The organism is Acidovorax sp. JMULE5, assembly GCF_013376875.1.
In the GTDB taxonomy this organism is placed as follows: Bacteria; Pseudomonadota; Gammaproteobacteria; order Burkholderiales; family Burkholderiaceae_C; genus Acidovorax; species Acidovorax facilis.
Genome location: NZ_CP035951.1, coordinates 3,658,545 through 3,681,310 on the forward strand (window position 1 = coordinate 3,658,545; position 22,766 = coordinate 3,681,310).

A 22,766-nucleotide genomic window follows, 5' to 3' on the forward strand; every position below is an offset into this window, starting at 1 on the left:
CAGGCAGTGGGAACGCCTGAGAGTCTGCCATGCGGAGCCGCCGGGGCCTAGTGTGGGCAGTTTTGGAGCTCTTTGTGTCCCAAGCGCTACCCGATCATGCGCAAGTGGCTATTGATTTGATAGCGTCTTGCGCGAGGCTCGGGGTGCGTGGTGTTCTGCCTGCCCCGCTGCCAGATCGTCCAGGATGGGGCAGTCTGGCCGGTCGTTGCCCTTGCAGCACGACACCAGCGTTTGCAGGCTGCGCTGCATGGCCTGCATCTGGGAAATGCGTTCGCTCAGGTCGTCGATGTGCTGTTGCGCGATGCGCTTGACCTGGCTGCTGGCGCGGCTGCGGTCGTGCCACAGGCCCAGCAGCTCGGCGATTTCTTCCATCGAGAAACCCAGGTCGCGGCTGCGGCGGATGAAGTGCAGGGCGTGCACGTCGGCCTCTGTGTATTGGCGGTAGCCGCTGTCGGTGCGGGCCACGCCGCTGATGAGGCCCAGCGATTCGTAGTGCCGCACCATGCGCGCCGAGATGCCCGCGCGCTGGGCAGCGACGCCGATGGGCACGGGCCACGAGATAGCGCGGGGCTTCATAGCGGCCTTGGTGTCGGTGCTGCCAGTGCTGCCTTTACTGCCTTTGGCGGCTTGGCCCGCCGTGGTCCGCGTGGAGTGGGGCGTGATCATGGTGTGGCCCTCGCTGAGTGCATGGTGGCGCGGCGCTCAGGCCGCGACGGTGTAGCCTTCTTCTGCAATGGCGGCGGCCAGGGCTTCGCGCGGGGCGGTGCTGTCCACATCCACCTTGCCGCTGGCGCGGTCGATGCGGACCTGGGCGTCGGGGTCTACCTGCTGCACGGCCTGGGTGACGGCGCGTTCGCAGTGGCCGCAGGTCATGCCCTGCACTTGGAAAGTCGTGGTGGTGGTTGCCATGGTGTGTCCTTGTAGGGTTGGATATAACGGCCGTTGAAGCGACCGAGGCGAATGTTGAAGCTTGACATCGTGGCAGAGTCAAACGCCGTTCAAGACACTCATGGTGTGAGGGTTGATCAAGATCAATGCTTGACCTTGCCATCACGTCAAGGATCACTATCCCCGCCATGAACACCATCACCACAACCCCCAACACCGCGCCCGAGTCCGTTCACTCGCTGGACCTGGGCATTTCCGGCATGACCTGCGCAAGCTGCGTGGGCCGCGTGGAGCGCGCGCTGCGCAAGGTGCCGGGCGTGCAGGAGGCCTCGGTCAACCTGGCGACCGAGTCTGCGCGCATTGCCTTTGTCACACAGGTTGGCGCCGACGCCGCCGCCATGGAGGCAGTGCTGCGCCGCGCGGTGCGCAATGCGGGCTACGAGCCGCGTGCGGCGGGGCAGGAGGATGCTCCAGAGGACTTGTCACCCTGGGCCGGCTTTTTACCCGTGGGCATTGGCCTGCTGCTGTCGGCGCCGCTGGTGCTGCCCATGATCGGCGACCTGTTTGGCCAGCACTGGATGCTGCCCGCCTGGGTGCAGTTTGTGCTGGCCACGCCGGTGCAGTTCATCCTGGGGGCACGGTTTTACAAGGCGGGCTGGCATGCGGCCAAGGCGCTGTCGGGCAACATGGACTTGCTGGTAGCGCTGGGCACCAGTGCGGGCTGGGGCTTGTCGATGTGGCTGTGGCTCACTGCCCCCACTGACCATCCGGGGCATGTGCCGCATCTGTACTTTGAGGCCTCGGCCGTGGTGGTCACGCTGGTGCTGCTGGGCAAGTGGCTGGAGGCACGCGCCAAGCGGCAGACCACGGCGGCTATCCGCGCGCTGCATGCGCTGCGGCCGGATGTGGTGCATTTGCTGACCAAGCAGGGCGAGGTGGATGTGCCGGTGGCCGAGGTGCTGGTGGGCGATCAGCTGGTGGTGCGGCCGGGGGAGCGCATCCCCGTGGACGGCACAGTGCACGAGGGCCACACGCAGGTGGATGAATCCATGCTGACGGGCGAGCCCTTGCCCGTGGCGCGTGATGTGGGCGCGGCGCTCACGGGCGGTTCGATCAACGGCGACGGCCGCATCGTGATGGCGGTGACGGCCGTGGGCGCCGAGACGGTGCTGGCCCAGATCATCCGGCTGGTGGAAGACGCGCAGGCGGCCAAGGCGCCCATCCAGCGGCTGGTGGACCAGGTATCTGCCGTGTTTGTGCCCGTGGTGCTGGTGGTGGCGGTGGTCACGCTGCTGGGCTGGCTGTGGATGGGCGTGGGCATGGAGGCCGCGCTGATCCACGCCGTGGCCGTGATGGTGATTGCCTGCCCCTGTGCGCTGGGATTGGCCACGCCAGCGGCCATCATGGCGGGCACGGGCGTGGCGGCCAAGAACGGCATTTTGATCAAGGATGTGCAGGCGCTGGAGTTGGCCCACAAGGTGGATGTAGTGGCTTTTGACAAGACTGGCACGCTGACCGTGGGCCAGCCTCGGCTGACAGCGTTTGAGGTAGTGCCAGGCCTCGACGATGCGGCCGTGATGGCGGCGGTGGCTGCGGTGCAAAGCGGCAGCGAACACCCGCTGGCGCGTGCCGTGGTGGCGGCTGCGGGCGAGCGGCAGATCAGCGTGGCCACCGCGCAGGACGTGCGCGCCGTGCCTGGGCGCGGCACCGAGGGCGAGGTGGACGGCCAGAGCTACCTGGTGGGCAGCCTGCGCTGGATGCAGGAGCTGGGGGTGGACCTGGGTGCGCTGGCGGCGCGGGCACAGGAGCTGCAGAACGAGGGGGCCACCGTATCGGCTGTGGCCCAGCGCGTGACGGAAGGGTTGGCGCTTCGTGCCCTGATGGCTTTTGGTGACGAACCCAAGCCCGGTGCACGTGAGGCGCTGGCGGCACTGAAGGCGCGTGGCATCCGCACCGTGATGATTTCGGGTGACAACCGCGGCGCGGCCGAGGCCATGGCCCGGCGCCTGGGGCTGGACCCCGACGCGGGCGAGGTGATGGCCGAGGTGCTGCCGGGTGACAAGGCCGCGAAGGTGGTGGCATTGCAACAAGGGCCTGATGGCAAGCGCCATCAAGTGGCGATGGTGGGCGACGGCGTTAACGATGCCCCGGCCCTCGCGGCTGCGGATGTGGGCATGGCCATGGGCAATGGGACCGACGTGGCCATGCACGCGGCGGGCATCACGCTGATGCGGGGCGACCCGATGCTGGTGGCAGCGGCGCTGGATATTTCGCACCGCACGGTGATGAAGATCCGGCAGAACCTGTTCTGGGCGTTTGCATACAACGTGGCGGGCATCCCGCTGGCGGCCCTGGGCTTTCTGAGCCCGGTGGTGGCGGGGGCTGCGATGGCGCTGAGTTCGGTGAGCGTGATGGCGAATGCCCTCTTACTCAAGCGGTGGCGCATGTGATAAATACGTACAACACGGTCATCGATGTCTGGCAAACTGCAACGATTTGTTGCGAATCCGTGGCCTCGGGGGAGGTGCGACGGGCGCACAGGCATACCAATATATGAAGGACGACAGATCATGAATCTCTTCTCGCTCATGCGGCAGTTCACCATACGTTTGCGCATGCTGGGGGCCATTGGCGTGGTACTGGGCCTGCTGGGGCTGCTGGGGGGCGCGGGCATGCTGGGTATGTTCCGCATCCACAACATGAGCGAGGATTTCATGGCTAGCTCGTTTGCCGAAGTGGGCTACATGGCCGAGCTGCGTGGCGAGATGGGCGCCATTCGCCAGTTCGAGAAGGACATGATCATTGGCTACGAAAAGCCCGAGGCGGTGAAAGCGGCGCACGCCAAATGGCTGGAAAGCCAGGACAAGGCCAAGAAGATTGCGAACAAGTTCCTGGAAGGCGAGGAAGACGCGGACAACCCTGTGGTGCGCAATATCGTCAAGCGCCTGGACAGCTACCGCGAGCTGTTCGCGCACGTGGCGCGCCAGCTGGAGGCCAGCGGCTACGACACGGCCACGATTGCCAACCGCATGAGCGGCAAGGCCGTGGCCGAGTTTGCCGAGGCCGACAAGCTGATGGCCGAGCTTGATTCCGTGCTGCGCGCCGAGGTGGCCAAGTCGGTGGAGCAACAGGGCGAGGTGTCTGACCAGACCAAGTGGCTGTTTGTGCTGGCCGTGCTGATCACCGTGGTGGTGGTGGTGCCTACCACGCTGATGAACATGAACTCCATCTGCCGCCCGTTGGAAGACGCACGCAGGATGGCGCAGGCGATTGCGGGGGGTGACTTGTCGCAGAACATCGCGGCCGAGGGCAAGGACGAAGTGGCCGACCTGCAGCGCGCGCTGCGTGACATGCAGCAGGGCCTGGGCGCGCTGGTGGCGCAGGTGCGCGATGCCAGCGGCAACATCGCCACGGCCAGCCAGGAGATTGCCACCGGCAACCAGGACCTGTCGCAGCGCACCGAGCAAACGGCCAGCAACGCCCAGGAGGCCGTGTCTTCGCTGTCGCAGCTGACCGCCACGGTGCAGCAGACGGCGTCGTCGTCGCAGATGGCGAACCAGTTGGCGGCCTCGGCCTCGCAGATGGCCACGCACGGCGGTGGCGTGGTGCAGCAGGCCGTGGCCAGCATGCACGAGATCTCCACCTCCAGCCGCAAGATCGGCGACATCATCGGCCTGATCGACTCGATTGCCTTCCAGACCAACATCCTCGCGCTGAACGCTGCCGTCGAGGCCGCCCGCGCGGGGGAACAGGGCCGGGGCTTTGCGGTGGTGGCCAGCGAAGTGCGCAGCCTGGCGCAGCGCTCTGCCGCAGCAGCCAGCGACATCAAGGGGTTGATCCAGAACAGCGTGGCGGCCGTGGACGGTGGCGTGCGCCACGTGGAAGAAGCGGGCACGGCCATGAAGGACATCGTGAGCAGTGTGCAGCGCGTGGGCGACATCATTGGCGAGATCACGGCAGCGGCGTCCGAGCAGTCGGCCGGCATCGGCCAGGTGAATGGCTCGGTGGGCGAGATCGACCGCATGACGCAGCAGAACGCGGCGCTGGTGGAAGAGTCTGCCGCCGCCGCCGAATCGCTGCGCGAGCAGGCCGCGCGGCTGTCGCAGGTGGTGCAGCAGTTCCATCTGGCCGACGATCGGCATTCCGTCGGCGTGCGGCAGACCGTCGCCCTACAGCACGGTACATCCATGGCGCTGGCGGCTCCATCCGTTCAGGGTGTTGACCTTGATTCGGCCATCAAGGCCCATGCGCAGTGGCGCACCAAGTTGCGCGACGCCGCCAAGAAGCATCAGCAGCTTGATGCCGACACGATCAGGCGCGATGACTGCTGCGAGCTGGGCCGTTGGCTGCATGGGAAAGGACAGGGGTCTTATGGCGCCTTGCCTGCCTTCCAGTCGTTGCTGGACAAGCACCGCGATTTCCATGAAGTGGCAGGCGCCATTGCCCAAACCATCAACCGGGGCAACTACGCGGACGCCGAACAGGCATTGGCGGGCAATACCCCGTTCTCGCAGGCCTCCAGCGCGGTCGGTGCCGCCATCATCCAGTTGCGCAACAGCCTTTGAGGATCGGGTATCTGGGCCGCAGTTGACGGACCCGATGGTCCTGGCGTCCTGGCCTCAGGCGCGCGAGGCGTCTTGGGGCCGGGGGCGTGGGTGGCCCCTGTATCTCTTGATCTGCGTCAGGCGGTGTCGGCGCACATCGTGGCAATCTTGAAACCCCGTATCACCCTGGGGAGTGCACCATGCCGTCGATCAGCCTGCGGACCATTCGCGAAGAGCATGCGTCGCTTGCGGCGGTGCTCCATTCCTTGCGCCTGATGCTGGACCAGGGCCCGGGCGATGCGCCTGCCGCGTTCTTTGACGTGATGCGGGCCATGCTGTTCTACATCGACGAGTTTCCCGAACGGCAGCACCACCCCAAAGAGTCGCAGTGGCTTTTCCCCAAAGTGGCCGAGCGCGCGCCCCAGGCCGCCGAGGCCATTGCGCAGCTGGAGCGCGACCACGAAGGTGGCGAGGCAGCGGTGCGGGAGCTGCAGCACCTGCTGCTGGGCTGGGAGCTGATGGGTGATGGCCGCCGCGAGGCCTTCGCCGACGCGCTGCAGCGCTATGTGCGCTTTTACCTTGAGCACATGCGCACCGAGGAAACCGTGGTCCTGCCTGCGGCGCAGGAGTGTCTGCAGCCCGGTGATTGGGTGGCCATTGATGCGGCCTTTGCCAGCAACACCAACCCGCTGGCCCCGGGCAAGCCGCGCGATGCGGCATACGACCGGTTGTTCACCCGGATCGTGATGCGGGCGCCCAGCCCGATTGGGCTTGGAAGCCCCCCCTGAGTCGCCTTCGGCGCCTTCCCCCTCAAGGGGGACGCCGCCAGCGCGGCGGGGCGGCCCTTGCGCGGCGGCCGCTGGCTTGCTCAGCGCCAGTTGTCACCAGCGCGCCCCGCCGGGGCTGGGTGCGAACTCAGGCGCTCAGCGCCGGATAGTCCGTGTACCCCTCCGCCCCACCGCCGTACAGCGTGGCCCGGTTCACCTCGTTGAGCGGTGCGTTGGCTTTCAGGCGCGCCACCAGGTCGGGGTTGGCGATGAAGGGGCGGCCAAAGGCCACGATGTCGGCACCGTGGGCCAGGGCGGTATCGGCCAGTTCGCGGGTGTAGGCGTTGTTGACCATCCACGCGCCCTTGCCACCCGCCGCACGGTAGGCGGCCTTGAGAGCGGCGTAGTCAAACGGGCGGCCTTCCACCTCGCGCGGGCCGCCGGTGGCGCCTTCGATGATGTGGATGTAGGCCAGGCCCAGCGGGCCCAGATGGCGCACCACGTGGTCGAACAGGGGTTGTGGGTCGGCGTCCACGATGTCGTTGGCGGGGGTGACGGGCGACAGGCGGATGCCGGTGCGGCCACCGCCGATTTCCTCGACGATGGCGCGGGTCACTTCCAGCAGCAGACGGGCGCGGTTGGCAATGCTGCCGCCGTAGTCGTCGGTGCGCTGGTTGGCACCGGTCTTGAGGAACTGGTCGATCAGGTAGCCGTTGGCCGCGTGGATCTCCACGCCGTCAAAGCCCGACGCAATGGCGTTCCGTGCGGCGTGGCGGTAGTCCTGCACGATGCCGGGGATCTCTTCGGCATTGAGCGCGCGGGGCATGGAGGTGGGTGTGAAGGTGGGCACGCCGTCCTTGATGAGCACGGTCTTGGTGTTGGCCTGCACGGCCGAGGGCGCCACGGGTGCTGCGTCGCCGGGTTGCAGGTCGGTGTGCGAGACACGGCCCACGTGCCACAGCTGCACCACGATCTTGCCGCCGGCGTCATGCACGGCGCGGGTCACCTTCTTCCAGCCGTCCAATTGTTCGGTGCCGTACAGGCCAGGCACATCGGCATAGCCCTGGGCTTGCGGGCTGATGGCCGTGGCCTCGGAAATGATGAGACCGGCACTGGCGCGCTGCGCGTAGTAGGTGGCGACCAGGTCGGTGGGGATGGCATCGGGCGAGCGGTTGCGCGTGAGCGGCGCCATGGCGATGCGGTTGGCCAGCTGGAGGTCGCCCGCGCGGGTGGGTTCAAACAAAGAGGTCATGGTGAGGGTGTCCTGAGGGGCTGTGTGCAAGAAGAGCAGCCTTCCAGCTTAATGCTGCAGCGCAAAACGTGCAGCACACTTGCGTCAACAAGGGCACAGGTTTTGTGTTAGCCCGGTCGCTCAGCCTGTCGTGCCAGCGGCGCGGGGGCTGTTGCACGAGAATGGACCGCCATGCCCTTGCCACCGCCTTCCGCACCGTTTCCCGTCTCCCCGTTGCGCAGCCTGTGGCTGGCCGTGGCCTTGTCGATGGGCGCCGCTATCTCGCTGGGCATCACGCGGTTTGCCTATGCCTTGTTGTTGCCGCCCATGCGTGAGGACCTGGGCTGGTCGTACACGCTGGCGGGCGGCATGAACACGGTGAACGCGCTGGGCTACCTGCTGGGCGCTTTGGTCACGCCCTTGCTGTTGCGGCGTGTGGCCCCGGGGACGGTGCTGGTGGCAGGTGCGGTGATGGCCACGGTGTTCATGGGCCTGAGCGGATTTTTCACGCAGGCAGCGCCCCTGCTGGTGCAGCGCCTGCTGGCCGGTGGTGCCAGTGCGCTGGTGTTCATTGCGGGGGGCCTGCTGGCGGCACGGCTGGGCGCCCAGGTGCCGGGGCGCAGCGGTTTGCTGCTGGGCCTGTACTACGGCGGCACGGGCTGGGGCATCAGCCTGTCGGCCTTGCTGGTGCCTGCGGTGCTGGGCGTGGCCCCCGCGCCGCACGGCTGGACCTGGGCCTGGTGGGCTCTGGCGCTGGCCTGCGTGGCGGCCACGGCGGTGCTGCTGTGGCCTGCGCGGGTGTTGAACGGGTTGGCTGCACCCGTGGCCGCCGCATCCGGGACCACACCGGAGGCTGCGGTGCCCGACCGCGTGCGCTGGCGGGCCCTGGCCCCTGCGCTGCTGGGTTATGGCCTTTTTGGCGTGGGCTACATCGGCTACATGACCTTTGTGGTGGCGCTGCTGCGCGAGCAGGGCCGGGGCGCGGGCGAGGTGACGCTGTTTTATGCCCTGCTGGGTCTGGCCGTGGTGCTGTCCTCACGCATCTGGGCCGGGCTGCTGGACCGCAGCCGGGGCGGCGAGGCGCTGGCGCGGCTCAATGCGCTGCTGGGCGTGGCCACTATCTTGCCAGCCATCACGGGCGTGTGGCCCGTGGTGCTGGCCTCGGGGCTGCTGTTTGGCGGGGTGTTCCTGTCGGTGGTGGCATCGACCACGGCGCTGGTGCGGCACAACCTGCCGCAGGCGCTGTGGGCCAGCGGCATCAGCGCCTTCACTATCGTGTTTGCGGCGGGGCAGATCGTGGGGCCCACGGTGGTGGGCTGGATTGCCGATGGCCCTGGAGGCCTGGCGCGCGGGCTGGTGTTCTCGGCCTGCGCGTTGTGGGTGGGGGCGCTGGTGGCGTGGCGGCAGCGCCCCTTGTAGCGTTACTTCAGCAGGCCTTCGGCCTTCATGGCCGCCTGCACGGCAGGCCGTGCACCCACACGCTCACGGTAGGCCGCCAGATTCGCCAGGCCGGAAATGTCGAGCTTGGTGGGTTGGGTCCAGTTGGTCACGGTGAACAGATAACCGTCGGCCACGGTGAACTGGTCGCCCATCAGGTACTGCTTGTCGGCGAGCTGGCCATCCACCCACTGCAGGCGCTGCAGCAGCCGCTCGCGCACCATGGGCTTGTAGTCCTCGGGGGTGGCGGGGTTGAACAGGGGGCTGAAGCCCTTGTGCAGCTCGGTGCCGATGAAGGTCAGCCATTCCTGCAGGCGATAGCGTGCCAGGGTGCCGTTGGCGGGGGCCAGCTGCTTGTCGGGAACCTGGTCGGCAATGTATTGCACGATGGCCGGGCCTTCGCGCAGGCGCTCGCCGTTGTCCAGCTCCAGCACGGGCACGTAACCCAGCGCATTGATGGTGTAGTAGTCGGTGCCATCCTGCAGCTTGTGGCTCTTGGTGCTGGCCAGCACGGGGGTGTAGGCCAAGCCGGCCTCTTGCAGGGCGATGTGAGGAGACAGGGAGCAGGCGCCAGGGGAGTAGTAGAGCTTCATGGATCGGTCCTTGAATTGGTGAAAGAGTGGCAAACGTTGAAGCCGTCGATGCTATGCGCTTCGCTGATTTTTTGTCGGCCGACAGTGCGTGGTGGCCTCGGTCATTCCGCTGCAGTCCTCACCCTGGTAAAAGTCTGTAACCCCCGGCGCCCCATCGCCTCCAATCCCCGCGCGCAGACCGCTCCTGATTCAGTAGCTGCTTGCGCAATCCCCGCGTAACCTGCAGCCCGATTTCTTGCATTCCCAGCCGCCCCCACCGGCCCGTCCCATGTAGGGGTCATTCCTAGCTAGGAACGTCCCTAGCTAGGAGCCTTCCCAGTTTCGCGCGCTGATGCCTGTAGGCAAAGTCGCGCGCCATGCAAGTCGCCCCCTCCGCCTCCACCTACGCTCCCGCCCCTGGCGATCTGGCCAACCCGCCCGCTCCTGGCAGTGCATTCAACAGCTACACAGACCAGCCCCAGGACAACGCTGGCGCCTTCACCGACAGCGGCCCCGGCGGCTATGGCCAGCCCGACTCCCAGTGCCTTCACGCTGACCCCACCCTGGCCAGCACCTCCCTCTTCGCCCCTACCGACCACACCCCCAGTACCACGCTGGCCCTGATGGTGCAGGCACAGACCAAGCCTCTGCTGGTCACCCCTGAGAACGCAGCGGGCCTGGGCATCGACCTGGTGAGCACCAAGCCCCTGACCGTCACCCCGGAGAACGCAGCAGGTCTCGGCATCGAGCTGGTGCAGACCAAACCCCTGCAGATCACCCCCGAGAACCCAGCCATTGGCACCGTCGGCGCCCAGGCAGCAGCCCCCAACGCCAGCCCCACCGAGATCGCCGCCCTGGAACTGCTGCTGGCCGAGCCCGCCAACCAAGAGATGGTGGCCCAGTTCGGCCCGCCCCTGCGCCCGCTGAACACCGACACCGACGTCGGCCAAGGCATCCTCGCGCGCTTTGGCCCCGACCTGGGCGCCCGGCTGACCCAGCTGCAAGAAGCGCACAACGCCGTACGCGACCAATTCCTGCAAGCCCTGGACCACGCCCAGCAAAACCCCGGCCCCGAAGTGGCAGGCAGCGAACTGATCGCACGGCACTCCAGCGGGGGCGATGCCGAGCACATCACCGAGCAGACACTGCACAGCGTCACCCACCCGCCCAGCGCCAATCAGGCCAGCGACCTCCAGGCCATTGAAGCCCAGGCGCTCGCCGCTGGCGGGCAACACCAGAACCTGTGGCGCCTGAGCGACCCCGCCGAATTCGCCAAGGCCTACGCCAGCGGCGACAGCCCCGCGCAAAGAGCCTTTGCCCAACTGCACGGCAAAGAGCCCCTGCAATGGCATGCCGCCGTACAGCACGGCGAAACCGATGCGGGCCCCCAGATCACCCCTGCCTACTACGGCCTGGGCGAGAGCCAGCTGGTACTCGGCGGCCCCACCGTCACGGACAACGGCAACCCCGGGCCCTGGGCTGCCAGCACCTGGCAAGCCACCCAGCTCACCCCCGAACAGAACCGGGATCTGATCAACAACGAATACCTGTGGTTTGACCCCGTCAACGGCTGGAGCACGGACCTGGCCAACAACATCAAGCAAAGCACCAGCTTCCTGGACAAAGCGCTGCCCATGGTGTTTGCAGGCGTCATGACCTTCGCCACCGCGGGGGCCTTTGGCATCACCGCCGCCAGCGCCAGCACCAGCCTGGGCCAAAGCATGGCGCTGGGCGCCATCAGCAGCGCCACCATGCAGCTGACCACCGGGGGCAAGATCGACCTGGGCGACCTGCTGCGCTCGGCACTGACGGCTGGAGTGAGCTTTGGGGTGATGAACGCCACAGGCATGAACGAGCTGCTGCAAGGCGGCGATCTGGCCACGCGCAGCCTGGGGCACCTGGGCAAGGCGGGCCTGCAAGGCCTGCTGCAAGAAGCCACGGGGGGCAAGTTCAAAGACGGCCTGACCAACAGCCTGCTGGCCAGCGTGGCGGGAGAAGTGGGCAAGAGCCTGGAGGTGCAGATCGCCGAGCTCAGCAAGAACGAAGGCCTGAGCATGCAAGAAGCCAGCATGCTGCGCCTGCTCGGCCGGGCGGCCAGCAGCGCAGTGAAGGTTGCGGGCAGCAATGACCCGGCGGCGGGGTTTGCGAGTGACTTCCTGGGCGAAGTGCTGGGCGAAGAGCTGCGGGGCGCACAAGGAAAGGGGCAAAGCCAAAGCCAGAACCCAAGCCAGGCAGGGAATGAGGGACAACCAGGAGACAGGCCCTCCAGCGACTGGGTGAGGAACCTGGGGGCCAGTGAGGTGGATGCGCAGGGGCTGGGCCTGCGGCCAGGGCTCGGGGGACTGGGCGTGCGGGTTTCAGACGAAGCCCTGTCTGGCTGGAGTGACGAGATCGATGGCGGCATCGCCCTAAACGGCAGCATGGCCCCCGAAACGCAAGCGATCACTGAAGCAGTGGTCGGAAAGGGCCAGGGGCCGCTGGCAGCACTGGAGGCAGTGGGGCTGGACAAGCAGCAGCAAGTAGCGGCCTACGGTCAGTTGCTGGCCAGCGGTCAGATACAGCTCAACGCGCAGGGCGTGCCCATCGTGCAGCCGGGGCAGGTGCTGCAGTTTGATCTGTCGGATACAGGCGCAGCGCAGCTGGGCGGGCGGGCCATTGCGGTGGAGAGTGCGGGGCGGGCCCAGCGGGAGGCGCTGGCTGCGCAGCAGGCGGCAGAGACCTATACGGGAGCAGGCGGCGGACGGGGGTTTGTGAATCCTGCACTAGCGTCAGAGCATGGCCGCTATCCCTTTGCGGGGCGCTCCACGATTACCGACCCCAATGCTTACATTGACCCGCGCCAACGCACCATGGCACTCGCGGACATGTCGAACATGCCCGCTGAGAAATACAGCGCAGAAGAGTGGAGAGCCGCAGCCCAGGAGTACAAGCAAATCCAGGGCAAAGACTTCTCTCGTGACAGCATCTATAACGGTCTGTGGACCAAGGCGGCGCAACTGGACGCTGAAGCAGGCAAAGCATCTATAACGGTCTGTGGACCAAGGCGGCGCAACTGGACGCTGAAGCAGGCAAAGGGTTCAGCCGGGATGTGATCAATGACATCACAGGCTTTGCCACGTCAGAAGGGCTGCACGCGCAGGCCGGTGTGGCGATAGGCGGTGCGCTGGGCCGGGGCATTGGTAACAGGCTGGGTGGCAGCGTTGACAATGTGTTGGGTGCTGTGGGCAAGACGCCGAATGGGGCTGTGCCTGCGGCTGGGTCGGGTGTGGGTGGTGTAGAGGCTGCGGGCACAGGGGGTGTGGCGGCCAATGGGGCAAATAGTGCGCCAAAAGCTGTTGAGCTTACTTTTGACAAAGGTACCCGAACGTGGACAACTCCTGCGGGCATCGATTACGGGCCGGGCTCAGTGCATGGAAACCGTGTTCAGCACGTTCTTGATCATGCCGTACCGAATCCGAACAAAACAACTCACAGTGTTTTTAATGTTGAAAGAAAAGAAGTCCTGGGGCTGATTGATGAGGCGTGGCTTAAGAAAGGCAATCCGCTGCCAAATGATCCAGGCGCGTACGTTGTTCCAATGGGGCGAATTATTGGTACTGGCGGAGAAAATGGCATAAAAATTATTGTTCGTCCTGGCACGAATAAAATTATTACCGCTTATCCAATTCAATAAACAAGGAGTTATAAATGCTATGTCCTAGATGTGCGCAAGGGGAGATAACTAAAGCACAGATAAAAAAAACTGGGCAGGATATATTTGTATGCAAAGAGTGCGAGGCCACATGGTTTTCTTCGACTGATATAGGCGTAGTGCCATTTGTAGATTTTGGTACATACATGGAGACAATTGAGCTATCACCGTTGTGGGATGAGCTAACCGTTCAAAACACATAACCATGGACATCCCATCCAATCAGCTTTTTTGCACAAAGTTGTACAGATGGATTGGTATCCGCACCAGCGAGTCATGGCGCTGGGGACGATGTCGAAAATGCCCGCTGAGAAATGCAGCGCAGCAGAGTGGAGAGCCGCAGCCTTGAAATACAAGCAAATCTAGGGCAAAGATTTCTCTCGCGACAGGATCTACGACAGTCTGCGGACCAAGGCGGCACAACTGGACGCTGAAGCAGGCAAAGGTTGGGGCGGATGTGGGGGTGTTTCGAGCAATGGAGCCAAAGGGGGGAGTGATACAAGCTGTCGACGGCCCACTTCCCAATGCTGGAAAAGCCGTAATTAATCCCAAAAAATTGACGTCTTATGCATTGAATCCTTTGCCTCCTGTAGGTGGCGACAAGGCAAGGGTCTTTGAATCAGTGCTCGGTTACAACCAATCCAATGCAGATCAGCTAATCGGGAAAATTCAGCAAGGCGTATTGACCAATTCCGCTGCGCTGGGCAAAGCGGACCAGTTTGGGCAACGTTTCACAGTAGACATGTCGATCACAGGGCCAAACGGGAATATCGCTGTAGTCAGAACCGGTTGAGTATTTGATCCGGGATCTACCGCGCCTAGGCTTGCAACTGCATACGTGAAGTGAGGAATATCGTGGCGCTTTCAATTTTTGATGTGGTTACATTGATACGTGACATACCAGAAGAGGGGTTGCGTGCGGGTATGGTTGGGGCTGTGATTGATGTATACGCCGAACCTGCTTTAGCGTACGAGGTTGAATTTTGCGACGCATTGGGGAGAACTATTGGGCAGCTCGCGCTACTACCAGAGCAATTGCGACCTGCGACCGCTGCAGAAATCCAGGCGCGTCCCGCGTAGAGCTGAGAAGTCATGCCTTGCAGGGCATTGAGCCCGCTCCGACTTTTTTAGGTGTCGCATCCCAGACGATCATGCGGTCACTCCTGCACAACGGCCCAACTGGCAAAGGGTGGCCCATCTTTCCAGGCACCCTCCCGCTCAACGCGCACAACCAGATCGGCCTTGTGGTCACCCTCGGCATCAGCGTTGACACCGTCAAGGCCTTCTGGTGCGCCCGCTGCCGGGGGCTGTAGGACGTCTCAGGTATTCCAGCCTGGCAGGTCGCGCTCCACCTTGCGCAGCAGCGCGGGCCAGGCAAATGCGCCGCCCAGGCCGCCCGTCTGCACACGCATGGCCTGGGCCACGCCGCTCACGATCTGGGGGTTTACGGCGATCAACTCGCCACCTGCCTGCGCGTCGATCTGGATGCGGCAGGTGTTCTCGAAGGTGTACATCGACAGGAACGCGTCGGCAATCGTCTTGCCCACGGTGAGCAGCCCGTGGTTGCGCAGCATGAGGAAGTTGGCCTCGCCCAGGTCGGCCTGCAGGCGTGGCTTTTCTTCGTCGCGGAAGGCCACGCCCTCGTACGCGTGGTACGCCAGCGAGCCCAGCACAAAGGTGCTTTGCTGGCTGATGGGCAACACGCCGCCCTTTTGCGCGCTGACGGCCACACCGGCACGCGTGTGGGTGTGCAGCACGCAGCCCGCCTCAGGCCGCGCCTCGTGCACCGCGCTGTGGATCACAAAGCCTGCCGGGTTCACGGGGAAGGGCGAGTCGTGCAGCTTGTTGCATTGCATGTCCACCTTGATCAGGCTCGATGCCGTGATCTCGTCGAACATGAGGCCGTAGGGGTTGATGAGGAACTGGTGCTCGGGCCCCGACACCGATTCGGGCAGTTTGGCGCTGATGTGGGTGAAGACCAGGTCGCTCCAGCCGTACAGCGCAACGAGCCGGTAGCACGCGGCCAGGTCGCAGCGCAGCTGCCATTCTTCGGGGCTGACGCTTTCTTGCAGCGAAGGGATGTTGAGCATGGGGTGGTGTCTCCGTTTTTTGAGGAATGGGAAACGCCACTGTAGGGCGATGGGGCGCACTGGTCTGTCAGGCAGGCTACAGGTGCTGCATTTTTGCGGATTGCTATTAAAAATATAGCTGTTTACGACCGTCCACAAAGCGCTAGGGCCGAATTTTGTTGAATTTTCGTGCTATGGCCCTGCCCGGCCATCAGTGCCCGCGCCCTTGCTGCTGCCGCATCTGGCACCGCCCCAGCCAGCCCAGCCCTAGGAGGCTGTCGGACTTGGAAATCGTCGGCTGCAAATCGGCCGCAGCGGTCCATTTTTTACCGTCTTTTTGCCCCATAGCTCGGCTATGGGGCTGCAAATCCGGCAAAAACTGTCCTCGCTGGGGCCAGTTTTCGCTTCGACGCTCCAAGTCCGACAGCCTCCAGGAATGTCCTGCATAACTCCCTGCGGTCGGTGATAGCGCGGTCTCGGGCGGTCTACTGCGTTGCTTTTCTTGCCAATAGCCGGGCTATTGGCAAGAAAAGACGCCTTGTAGCCCATCCCGATCCGCACTACCTCCGCCTCGCGAGGGCTATGCAGGCCATTCCCAGCGCCGCCAGCACCAGCATCCATGGATCGTTCACCGGAATCCCCGTGGAGAGGGCCATCACTTGGAGGTTCAGTGTGATGGTGGAGGACAGGCCGTTGGCGTCCGTGACCTGGATGACCAGGACATAGAGCCCCGGTGTGGTCGGTGTTCCGCTCAGCAGGCCGTTGGGGCCCAAGGACATGCCCGGGGGCAGGGGGCCGGAGTTCACGGTGAAGGTGTAGGGGCCGGTGCCTCCGGTGACCTGGATCTGCCCGCTGTAGGCGGTGTTCGCGACCAGCACGGGCGGTGGGGTGATGGTCAGCGCACCTGTCACGGTGCCTGCACCCAGCAGGTCCAGCTCGCGCCCCAGGGCGTCGGACACCGTGATGGTGAAGCTGTAGGGCGCCGAGCTGGTGGGCGTGCCCGTGAGATCGCCCGTGCCCGACAGGCTCAAGCCCGCCGGAAGAAGGCCTGCGCTCACCAGGAACTGGTAGGGCGCCACGCCATCGTTGCCGACAAAGGTCACGCTGTAGGGCACACCCAGCGCGGGGGTGGGAATGCTGGACGGGGTAACGGTGATGTCCTGCGCGGCGGCGGCGGCGGCCCACAGCACCAGGCTGGCAACGCCGATCCATGTGGTGAAGCGGCGTAAGCCGGTGCGCAGTGCCTGCGCTGCGCGGGCCGTCATCGCGCGCCCCCGTTTTTGCGCGCGAGCTGCTGCTCCAGGGCCGAAAGGCGTTCTGCCAGGGCCATGAGTTCTGCATCCTTGGCGGCCAGCTTCTGGTGGAGGGCCTGGACCGTGGCGGCCGCAAGGCCGGCAACATCGCTGGGCGCAAGCGTCCGGGGGCTGGCGCCCACCTGAAAGCGCTGGTGTACATCCTCGGCCATGGGCCCCAGGTGCAGGCTGGCGTTGAGATCGCTCAGGTAGCGCCAGGCATACAGCGGCAGGTTCAACACTTCGCCGAGGACAGCATGGATCGGGGCCGGGCTGATGTCGTGTTTGAGCGTGCGGCTGGAGCCCTGGCTGAGCGTGCCGGCCACCATCAGGCCGCCGCCTGCCTGCATCGACAGCGCATTGCTGCCACTGCCGCTGGGCGCCAGGCTGAAGGCCGAAGCCGTGGCGTGTTGCGTCCAGTACGCGGTGCCTGTGCCATGCGCAAGCCGCGCAGCGATGGCGCCGTTGTTCTGCAGCTCCATCTGCACGCGGGGCAGGGCGGCGGCGGCGGTGTTGTCCACCAGCAGGGCTCCGCTGCCGTCCGCGCGCCGCAGGTGCAACGGGGCGGCAGGGCGCGGCGTGCCCAGGCCGACGTTGCCGTTGCCCGCAATATCAACACTGGCATGTGGCGCCCCCGGCCGGATGCGCAGGGGAAGGAGGGAGCCCCCGGTGACATCGCGCACGAAGAAATTGGTTTCGTTGCCCGCCACATCCCAGGTCTGGGCCGTAAAGCCGTTGGTGTTGTTCTGCTCTTGCCGCAGCGCCGGGGTGTTGGAGGACAGCACATGCAGGTCGAGCACGGGTACGCCGGTGCCCACCCCCACGCGCCCTTGTGGGTCCACAACCAGGCTGTTGGCGGGCGCACCGGCCAGCCAGCGCACGGGGGTCAAGCCGCCCGTGACATCGTCGATGCCGAGGTAGCTGGCCCCGCCGCTGGCGCTGTCGTTGGCGATGATCTGCCAGTCGTTGCCGGGAAACGCGCCCACGCTGGTGTCTTCAAACTTGATGCGCAGGTTGTTTTCCTTCAGGCGCAGGGTGTCGAAGCCAAAGCTTTCGTTGTTGACGCAGTCAAACCCCGCACACACGCTGCCTTGCACGATCTGGTCGTCGGCGACAAACTGGTCTTTGGTGGCAAGCCGCTGGGTGCGGGCGGCCTTTGAAGATGGGGCGGATTGCTCGGTGAGGCCGTCGGCTGTTTCCCCTTCGCCCGGGGGCAAAAGCGCGGGTGGCAGCACAAACGCGCCGCCCGCCACCGACACGTTGCCGGCCAGCATGGCGCCCCTGGGCCCGGCAGCGCTGGAGGCGCCCACGGGGTTGGCCGCCACGGGAGTTGCATCGTCGGGCCGCACGGCGGTGGTGGTGGGGGCCAGCGTCAGCTCGTAGGTGTAGCGCCCGTCGGGCAAGGGATGGTCTTGCAGCGACAACACCAGCGGGCCGGACAGCTCCAGGTCCTGGGGCGCACCGCCCTCGCGGGCGATGCGCAGCACGGCGCGGCCATGGGGCGCGGTGGGGGTCCACTCCAACCGGGTGGCCTGAAGCCGTGCCGCAATGGCGGGGGGCTGCGCTTCGCTGCCGGTTTGTGCGTGCACGAGGGGTGGGCTCAGCAGGGATGCCAGGGTGGCGGCAACCAGGGTGGCAGCGCGGGGCCGCAGCCTGGTCAGGAGGGGCAGGCAATGGTGGATTGGCATGTTGGCAATCCCTAGCGTGCTGCGGGCGTGGTGTTCTTGGTGGGCACGCCCGAAGCGCCCGTTGGGGCCATCTGCGCTTCGAGCAGGGAGATGCGGGCCCGGATCGCGGCGATGTCTGCCTCGCGCTCGTTCACCTTGCGGGCCAGCGCCTGCACGGCGCCCAGGGTCACGCCGGCCAGATCGCCGGGGGCCAGGCTTTTGTCGTCCTGCCCCAGCTGGAAGATCTTGCGGAAGTCCTCGGCCATGGGGCCGACGTGGCGCTCTTGTGTGGGGCTGGATTTGTAGCGCCAGTGGTAGAGCGGCAGGGCCAGCACCTTCTCCAGCAGGGCGGTGCCATTGACCGGCTCGATGCCGGTCTTGAGCGTGCGGCTGGAGCCTGTGCTCAGCGTGCCGGTGATTGCCAGGTTGCCGTTGGCCGCCAGCGTGAACTGGGGGGTGCCAGCGCCCTGGGTGGCCAGCGTGAGCGCGGTGCCTGACGTCATGTCCCAGCCTGTGGCCGGTGCCGTGGTAAAGCGCAAGACGGCTGGCCCGTTGTTGGCCAGGTTCAGCAGCGTGCGCGGGGCGGTGGTGCCGCTGGTTTCCTGCACCAGCACCTGGGCCGTGCCATCGGTGCGCCGGACGTGCAGCGCCGCGCCGGGCGAAGCGGTGCCTATGCCCACTGCGCCCGAGGCCGCAATGTCCAGGCTGCTGGTGGGCGCGCCGGGGCGAATGCGCAAGGGCAGGCGCGAGCCGTTGGTGACGTCGCGCACGAAGAAGTTGGCCTCGTTGGCCCCAATGTCCCAGGTCTGCGCCGTGAAGCCGCCTGCCGACGACTGCTCCAGGCGAATGGCGGGGGTGTTGCCGGTCAGTGTGTGCACGTCCAGCACCGGCGTGGCAGTGCGCAGGCCCAGCCGGCCCGTCGAGCTGACGTACAGGCTGTTGCTGGGGGCGCCAGCACTGACGGTGAAGACCTGGCGGTTGGCCGTGGCATCTTCGACCGTGAAATACGATGCCCCGCCCGAGATGGGCTCATTGACCCGGATCCGCCAGTCGTTGGCCGGAAAGGCGCCAGCGCTGGTGTCGTCGAAATGGATACCGAGGTTGTTCTCCTTGAGCCGGAGCGTGTCAAAGCCAAAGGATTCGTTGTTGACGCAATCTAAGCCCGCGCACAGGCTGCCCTGCACGATCAGGTCGTCGGGCACCACCTGGTCCTTGGTGGTGAAGGTGGTGCCGGTCTTGGTGGGCAGCACAGGGGCGCCTGGCTCGATTGCATCCACCACCAACTGGCCCTGAATGACCACGAACGAGCCCGCTGTGATGCGCTGCTGCATCGTGGCCTGGGCCTGGGCAGGGTCCATGGACGCAGGGGGCTCCAGGCTCAACTCATAAAAATAGCGACCATCGGCCAGCCCTGCACGCTGGGGCTCCAGCACCACGGGCCCGCGCGCAAACGGCAGGTCGCTGACCGTGCCATCCGGGCGCGCCAGCCGCAGCTTGGCGGCACCGTGGGGGGCCGCTGCCGTCCAGGTGATGCGGTCAGCCTGGCGCGCGGTGGAGATGGCCTGGGTGGGGGATTGGGCAGCGCAGGTGGCAGCCGCGAGGGTTGCCATCAGGGCGATGGTGGCTCGGTGCAGGGGTTTCATGGGGCTTTCTCGAAGGTGGGCAGGGGCTGCCCAGGGCGCCAATATGGCCATTGCCGCCCGCAGAACCAGCGGCCCATCAGTGGCGACGAGTCTGGCCGAGCGATGCCAGATCGTCAATCGAGTAATGCCAGGGGTCGCGCTGCGGAAAAGCCCTGCGCCTGTGCTCAGCCCGCTTGCGGAATCGGCGCCCGCATGCCCGCGTTGATGAGGTTCCACGCGTTGATCACGCCAATGGCAAAGCCCAGTTCGGAGATTTCCGCTTCGTTGAACACCGCCTGCAGCTTGGCGTATTCCTCGTCGCTCGCATCGCTGTGGGGCGTGGCGGTGATGATCTCGGCCCAGCGGAAGGCGGCGCGTTCGCGCTCGCCGAAGAACGGCGCCTCGCGCCACCCCGCCACGGCGTTCAGGTGGCGCGGGTCCATGCCGTCCTTGACCAGGTAGGTCCAGTGCATGTCCATGCAGTATGCGCAGCCGTTGATCTGCGACACGCGCAGAAACACCAGCTCGGCCAGGCGCGCGCCCAGCGGGCCCTTCTTGATGGTTTCGGAAAGGCTCACCAGGCCCATGAAGGCTTTGGAAGACAGCTTGTGATAGGGCAGGCGGGCGGTGTGTTGGGTGGTCGATGACATGGCGGTTCCTTGGATGTTGGTGGCAATGGTCCGGGGTAGATAAACCTTGGGCATGAAGGCGGCGGTGGTGTTGCTGCCTTTCATACTGGTTAGACGTTGCCAGGTCTGCCGCTGTGACACGGGGCGCCAAAAATCCTCAAGAGATTTCACCCAAGTGTGGCCGGAATGCCCGCCAGCTTGTCCGGGTTGCGCACTGCATAGATCGCCATAATCCGCTCCCCGTCCGTCACAAATGCCTGCGCCGATTCAAGGTGGCCATCCACATAGCGCAGCAGCCCCGGCTCGCCATTGATGAGCGCCATGCGGTACGCCACCTGCGCACCCAGGCGGCGGAACAGCGCCCAGTACAGGTTGGCAATGCGAAACGGCCCCACCAGCGGCTTGGGGAAGGACGGTACCTTGCCGCCGCCGTCGCCAATCAGCTGCGCGTCTTCGCTCAGCAGCGCCTCGATGGCGTTGCGGTCGCCACTTTTGGCGGCCAGCATGAAACGCTGCAGCAACTGGTGGTGCACGGCGTGGGGCACCTCAAAGCGTGTGCGCGCCTGCTGCACACGTTCGCTGGCGCGGTGCACCATCTGGCGGCAGCTGGCCTCGGTTTTGCCCAGCTGCGCGGCAATCTCGGGGTAGTCGTAGTCAAACACCTGGCGCAGCAAGAATGCAGCGCGCTCCTCGGGCCCCAGGCGCTCCAGCACATACAAGAAGGCCACCGACAGCTCGCCCGCCAGCTCGGCGGCTGCCTCCGGCGTGTTGTGGTGCGACGCATCACCGGTGGGGTTGTCGTGCAGCTCCACCAGCGGCTCGGGCAGCCACCAGCCCACATAGGCCTCGCGCTCGGCTTTCAGCGCCCGCAGCCGGTCGATGGACAGCCGCGTGACCACCGTCACCAGCCAGGCCTCGGCCGACTGCAGCAGTGCCACGTCCTGGCGGCTCCACCGCAGCCAGGCGTCCTGCAGCACATCCTCGGCATCGGCGCGCACGCCCAGCATGCGGTAGGCAATGCCGAAGAGGCGGGGGCGCAGGGTGGTGAAGGGGTCGGTCGCGGGTGGGGCGGCGGATGCGGGCTGTGTGGTCATGGTGGGGTGCGTGAGAGACCTGTGGGTCTTTTACAGACGTTGGAGGTCGCTGTCTTGTGACAAGGTCTCCGCGGTTGCTTTTGTTTTGATAGCTGTCAGCGCTTGCTGTATAAGCGCTAGAGGCACTTTTGACCTGAAATGGAAAGGATGCAGAAATGGCAGCTTTGTACGCAACCCGGAGCGCACAAGCAACCCCGCGCGCGGGCCGGATAGGGAACGGTGCGAAGGCGGCGGCGGCAACGCTCTTGTTCGCGCTGGTGCCGTGGGCGACCCCAGTCCAGGCCCAATCGCAAACACCGCTATCCGCCGCTGGTGTTGCCCAGCCGCTGGAAAACCGCTGCGGCTGGTTTCACAACCCCACCCCCAACAACGCCACCCTGACCGACCGTGATGGCGAGTGGGTGGTCTCCACCCAGGGTGGAGACAGTGCCGAAGGCGACTGGCCCGTGTTCACCGACGCGCAGTGGAAGAAAACCAATGGCCACTATGGCTACGGGTGTGCGTGCATGAAGGTGGTGGTGGACCGCGGCGACGGGCGGGTGCTGCGCATTGCGTCGGCGACGGCGAAGCCGTTGAAGGCGTGCCGGGAGGACCGGGCGCTGCCGAAGCCTTGAAGAAGGAAGGGGGAGTGGCAGTTGGCGGTGGGTGTGGCATTGCCATCAAGCCAAATTCCAGGCCAAAAAACACGGTCCTTCCACGTGGGTCTTCTTGTTGCGGTGGCTATAGTGAGGCCGCGCCCACCAACCACCCCAGTTATGAGCATTCATCTGCGAATCGCGCGCCCCGTGCTGGATCTTTGCCGCACTGTCGCCCAGTACAAGCAAGGCCTGGGCTTCGAAGAACTCGCCCACTTTGCGGACCACGATGGCTTCGATGGGACCATGCTGGGCCTTAGCGACGCGGATTTCCACTTTGAGTTCACCGTCTGCCGCCGACACCCAGTGACGCCGCAGTCAACGCCCGAAGATCTGTTTGTCTTCTATGTTCCCGATCATCAGGCGTGGACGGAACGTTGCCAGGCGATGCGTGGCGCTGGCTTTAAGGAGGTCGAATCGTTCAATCCGTACTGGAGCCAGCAGGGCTGCACGTTTGAGGATGCGGACGGGTACCGGGTGGTGATTCAGCGAGCTGCATGGCGCAGTCCGCTGACCCCTCAGAGTTAGCTCGTGTAAGCGCTGGGACCAGCAATCAATCAGATTCGCAATGTATTGCGAATCTGATGGCTGCAGAGGCCTTTACCAAAGACGGAAATCAAAAGCCAAT

General features: G+C 65.3%; 19 protein-coding genes and 2 pseudogenes. 11 read left to right on the forward strand and 10 right to left on the reverse strand.

Annotated elements, in window-relative coordinates; genetic code table 11:
- Positions 1 to 108 precede the first annotated feature (108 nt).
- Both cueR and EXV95_RS16630 read right to left on the reverse strand, forming a co-directional pair.
- Positions 109 to 576, reverse strand: coding sequence for a Cu(I)-responsive transcriptional regulator (gene cueR, locus EXV95_RS16625; RefSeq protein WP_176889080.1), 468 nt, complete (start codon positions 574 to 576; stop codon positions 109 to 111).
- 126 nt (positions 577 to 702) lie between these two features.
- Positions 703 to 909, reverse strand: coding sequence for a heavy-metal-associated domain-containing protein (locus tag EXV95_RS16630; RefSeq protein WP_137747400.1), 207 nt, complete (start codon positions 907 to 909; stop codon positions 703 to 705).
- A 167-nt stretch (positions 910 to 1,076) separates the two neighbouring features.
- Between EXV95_RS16630 and EXV95_RS16635 the strand changes: the two genes are divergently transcribed.
- The 4 genes and pseudogenes from EXV95_RS16635 (at position 1,077) to EXV95_RS16645 (ending at position 6,220) form a co-directional block, all read left to right on the forward strand.
- Positions 1,077 to 3,338, forward strand: a complete 2,262-nt coding sequence (locus EXV95_RS16635; RefSeq protein WP_176887678.1) for a cation-translocating P-type ATPase — start codon at positions 1,077 to 1,079, stop codon at positions 3,336 to 3,338.
- Between the two features lie 120 nt (positions 3,339 to 3,458).
- Positions 3,459 to 5,021 (forward strand): annotated as a pseudogene (locus tag EXV95_RS16640) (methyl-accepting chemotaxis protein); the annotation flags it as partial.
- Between the two features lie 171 nt (positions 5,022 to 5,192).
- A pseudogene (locus tag EXV95_RS25000) lies at positions 5,193 to 5,453 on the forward strand (CZB domain-containing protein); the annotation flags it as partial.
- 179 nt (positions 5,454 to 5,632) lie between these two features.
- Positions 5,633 to 6,220 (forward strand): hemerythrin domain-containing protein, encoded by a 588-nt coding sequence (locus EXV95_RS16645; RefSeq protein WP_121421759.1) that lies wholly within the window; start codon positions 5,633 to 5,635, stop codon positions 6,218 to 6,220.
- Positions 6,221 to 6,347: 127 nt separating this feature from the next.
- Here EXV95_RS16645 and EXV95_RS16650 read toward each other — a convergent pair whose 3' ends face one another.
- Entirely contained in the window at positions 6,348 to 7,451 is a 1,104-nt protein-coding gene (locus EXV95_RS16650) for an alkene reductase (protein ID WP_176887680.1), read from the reverse strand.
- A gap of 171 nt (positions 7,452 to 7,622) precedes the next feature.
- Between EXV95_RS16650 and EXV95_RS16655 the strand changes: the two genes are divergently transcribed.
- Positions 7,623 to 8,849 (forward strand): YbfB/YjiJ family MFS transporter, encoded by a 1,227-nt coding sequence (locus EXV95_RS16655; RefSeq protein WP_176887681.1) that lies wholly within the window; start codon positions 7,623 to 7,625, stop codon positions 8,847 to 8,849.
- Positions 8,850 to 8,851: 2 nt separating this feature from the next.
- Here the strand turns inward: EXV95_RS16655 and gstA are convergent, their stop codons facing one another.
- Positions 8,852 to 9,460 (reverse strand): glutathione transferase GstA, encoded by a 609-nt coding sequence (gene gstA / locus EXV95_RS16660; RefSeq protein WP_176887682.1) that lies wholly within the window; start codon positions 9,458 to 9,460, stop codon positions 8,852 to 8,854.
- A 356-nt stretch (positions 9,461 to 9,816) separates the two neighbouring features.
- Here gstA and EXV95_RS16665 point away from each other — a divergent pair, with 356 nt between their 5' ends.
- The 4 genes from EXV95_RS16665 (at position 9,817) to EXV95_RS25180 (ending at position 14,210) form a co-directional block, all read left to right on the forward strand.
- Positions 9,817 to 12,531: a hypothetical protein gene (locus tag EXV95_RS16665; protein WP_176887683.1), complete on the forward strand. Its 2,715-nt coding sequence runs from the start codon at positions 9,817 to 9,819 to the stop codon at positions 12,529 to 12,531.
- On the forward strand, positions 12,528 to 13,112 hold the full coding sequence (locus tag EXV95_RS16670; protein WP_176887684.1) for a pretoxin: 585 nt from the start codon (positions 12,528 to 12,530) through the stop codon (positions 13,110 to 13,112). The genes EXV95_RS16665 and EXV95_RS16670 overlap by 4 nt, the downstream gene beginning before the upstream one ends.
- Before the next feature lie 493 nt (positions 13,113 to 13,605).
- Positions 13,606 to 13,923: a DUF6883 domain-containing protein gene (locus EXV95_RS25175; protein WP_370460274.1), complete on the forward strand. Its 318-nt coding sequence runs from the start codon at positions 13,606 to 13,608 to the stop codon at positions 13,921 to 13,923.
- 131 nt (positions 13,924 to 14,054) lie between these two features.
- Positions 14,055 to 14,210 carry a DUF4926 domain-containing protein gene (locus EXV95_RS25180; protein WP_370460275.1) on the forward strand — a complete coding sequence of 52 codons (156 nt, stop codon included), beginning with the start codon at positions 14,055 to 14,057 and terminating at the stop codon, positions 14,208 to 14,210.
- Positions 14,211 to 14,449: 239 nt separating this feature from the next.
- Here EXV95_RS25180 and EXV95_RS16680 read toward each other — a convergent pair whose 3' ends face one another.
- The 6 genes from EXV95_RS16680 to EXV95_RS16705 all read right to left on the reverse strand — a co-directional run bounded on the left by EXV95_RS16680 (position 14,450) and on the right by EXV95_RS16705 (position 21,503).
- Entirely contained in the window at positions 14,450 to 15,220 is a 771-nt protein-coding gene (locus EXV95_RS16680; protein ID WP_176887686.1) for a class II aldolase/adducin family protein, read from the reverse strand.
- A 539-nt stretch (positions 15,221 to 15,759) separates the two neighbouring features.
- Complete coding sequence (locus EXV95_RS16685) at positions 15,760 to 16,464, reverse strand: Ig domain-containing protein (protein ID WP_176887687.1); 705 nt, start codon at positions 16,462 to 16,464, stop codon at positions 15,760 to 15,762.
- Positions 16,461 to 18,179, reverse strand: coding sequence for a tail fiber domain-containing protein (locus EXV95_RS16690; RefSeq protein ID WP_176887688.1), 1,719 nt, complete (start codon positions 18,177 to 18,179; stop codon positions 16,461 to 16,463). The genes EXV95_RS16685 and EXV95_RS16690 overlap by 4 nt, the downstream gene beginning before the upstream one ends.
- 11 nt (positions 18,180 to 18,190) lie before the next feature.
- Positions 18,191 to 19,801, reverse strand: coding sequence for a tail fiber domain-containing protein (locus EXV95_RS16695; RefSeq protein ID WP_176887689.1), 1,611 nt, complete (start codon positions 19,799 to 19,801; stop codon positions 18,191 to 18,193).
- Positions 19,802 to 19,965: 164 nt separating this feature from the next.
- Positions 19,966 to 20,430, reverse strand: coding sequence for a carboxymuconolactone decarboxylase family protein (locus EXV95_RS16700; RefSeq protein WP_121508892.1), 465 nt, complete (start codon positions 20,428 to 20,430; stop codon positions 19,966 to 19,968).
- 146 nt (positions 20,431 to 20,576) lie between these two features.
- Positions 20,577 to 21,503 (reverse strand): RNA polymerase sigma-70 factor, encoded by a 927-nt coding sequence (locus EXV95_RS16705; protein WP_176887690.1) that lies wholly within the window; start codon positions 21,501 to 21,503, stop codon positions 20,577 to 20,579.
- 155 nt (positions 21,504 to 21,658) lie between these two features.
- Between EXV95_RS16705 and EXV95_RS16710 the strand changes: the two genes are divergently transcribed.
- Both EXV95_RS16710 and EXV95_RS16715 read left to right on the forward strand, forming a co-directional pair.
- Positions 21,659 to 22,117 carry a DUF4087 domain-containing protein gene (locus EXV95_RS16710; protein WP_176887691.1) on the forward strand — a complete coding sequence of 153 codons (459 nt, stop codon included), beginning with the start codon at positions 21,659 to 21,661 and terminating at the stop codon, positions 22,115 to 22,117.
- Between the two features lie 141 nt (positions 22,118 to 22,258).
- A complete protein-coding gene (locus tag EXV95_RS16715) occupies positions 22,259 to 22,666 on the forward strand; it encodes a VOC family protein (RefSeq protein ID WP_176887692.1) in 408 nt (135 codons plus the stop codon).
- The last annotated feature ends 100 nt before the right edge of the window (positions 22,667 to 22,766 follow it).

Excerpts from the sequence above, each read along its gene's own strand:
- cueR (WP_176889080.1), bottom strand. The coding sequence starts at position 576 with ATGAAGCCCCGCGCTATCTCGTGGCCCGTGCCCATCGGCGTCGCTGCC.
- EXV95_RS16630 (WP_137747400.1), bottom strand. The coding sequence starts at position 909 with ATGGCAACCACCACCACGACTTTCCAAGTGCAGGGCATGACCTGCGGC.
- EXV95_RS16635 (WP_176887678.1), top strand. The coding sequence starts at position 1,077 with ATGAACACCATCACCACAACCCCCAACACCGCGCCCGAGTCCGTTCAC.
- EXV95_RS16645 (WP_121421759.1), top strand. The coding sequence starts at position 5,633 with ATGCCGTCGATCAGCCTGCGGACCATTCGCGAAGAGCATGCGTCGCTT.
- EXV95_RS16650 (WP_176887680.1), bottom strand. The coding sequence starts at position 7,451 with ATGACCTCTTTGTTTGAACCCACCCGCGCGGGCGACCTCCAGCTGGCC.
- EXV95_RS16655 (WP_176887681.1), top strand. The coding sequence starts at position 7,623 with ATGCCCTTGCCACCGCCTTCCGCACCGTTTCCCGTCTCCCCGTTGCGC.
- gstA (WP_176887682.1), bottom strand. The coding sequence starts at position 9,460 with ATGAAGCTCTACTACTCCCCTGGCGCCTGCTCCCTGTCTCCTCACATC.
- EXV95_RS16665 (WP_176887683.1), top strand. The coding sequence starts at position 9,817 with ATGCAAGTCGCCCCCTCCGCCTCCACCTACGCTCCCGCCCCTGGCGAT.
- EXV95_RS25175 (WP_370460274.1), top strand. The coding sequence starts at position 13,606 with ATGGAGCCAAAGGGGGGAGTGATACAAGCTGTCGACGGCCCACTTCCC.
- EXV95_RS25180 (WP_370460275.1), top strand. The coding sequence starts at position 14,055 with ATGGTTGGGGCTGTGATTGATGTATACGCCGAACCTGCTTTAGCGTAC.
- EXV95_RS16680 (WP_176887686.1), bottom strand. The coding sequence starts at position 15,220 with ATGCTCAACATCCCTTCGCTGCAAGAAAGCGTCAGCCCCGAAGAATGG.
- EXV95_RS16685 (WP_176887687.1), bottom strand. The coding sequence starts at position 16,464 with ATGACGGCCCGCGCAGCGCAGGCACTGCGCACCGGCTTACGCCGCTTC.
- EXV95_RS16690 (WP_176887688.1), bottom strand. The coding sequence starts at position 18,179 with ATGCCAATCCACCATTGCCTGCCCCTCCTGACCAGGCTGCGGCCCCGC.
- EXV95_RS16695 (WP_176887689.1), bottom strand. The coding sequence starts at position 19,801 with ATGAAACCCCTGCACCGAGCCACCATCGCCCTGATGGCAACCCTCGCG.
- EXV95_RS16700 (WP_121508892.1), bottom strand. The coding sequence starts at position 20,430 with ATGTCATCGACCACCCAACACACCGCCCGCCTGCCCTATCACAAGCTG.
- EXV95_RS16705 (WP_176887690.1), bottom strand. The coding sequence starts at position 21,503 with ATGACCACACAGCCCGCATCCGCCGCCCCACCCGCGACCGACCCCTTC.
- EXV95_RS16710 (WP_176887691.1), top strand. The coding sequence starts at position 21,659 with ATGGCAGCTTTGTACGCAACCCGGAGCGCACAAGCAACCCCGCGCGCG.
- EXV95_RS16715 (WP_176887692.1), top strand. The coding sequence starts at position 22,259 with ATGAGCATTCATCTGCGAATCGCGCGCCCCGTGCTGGATCTTTGCCGC.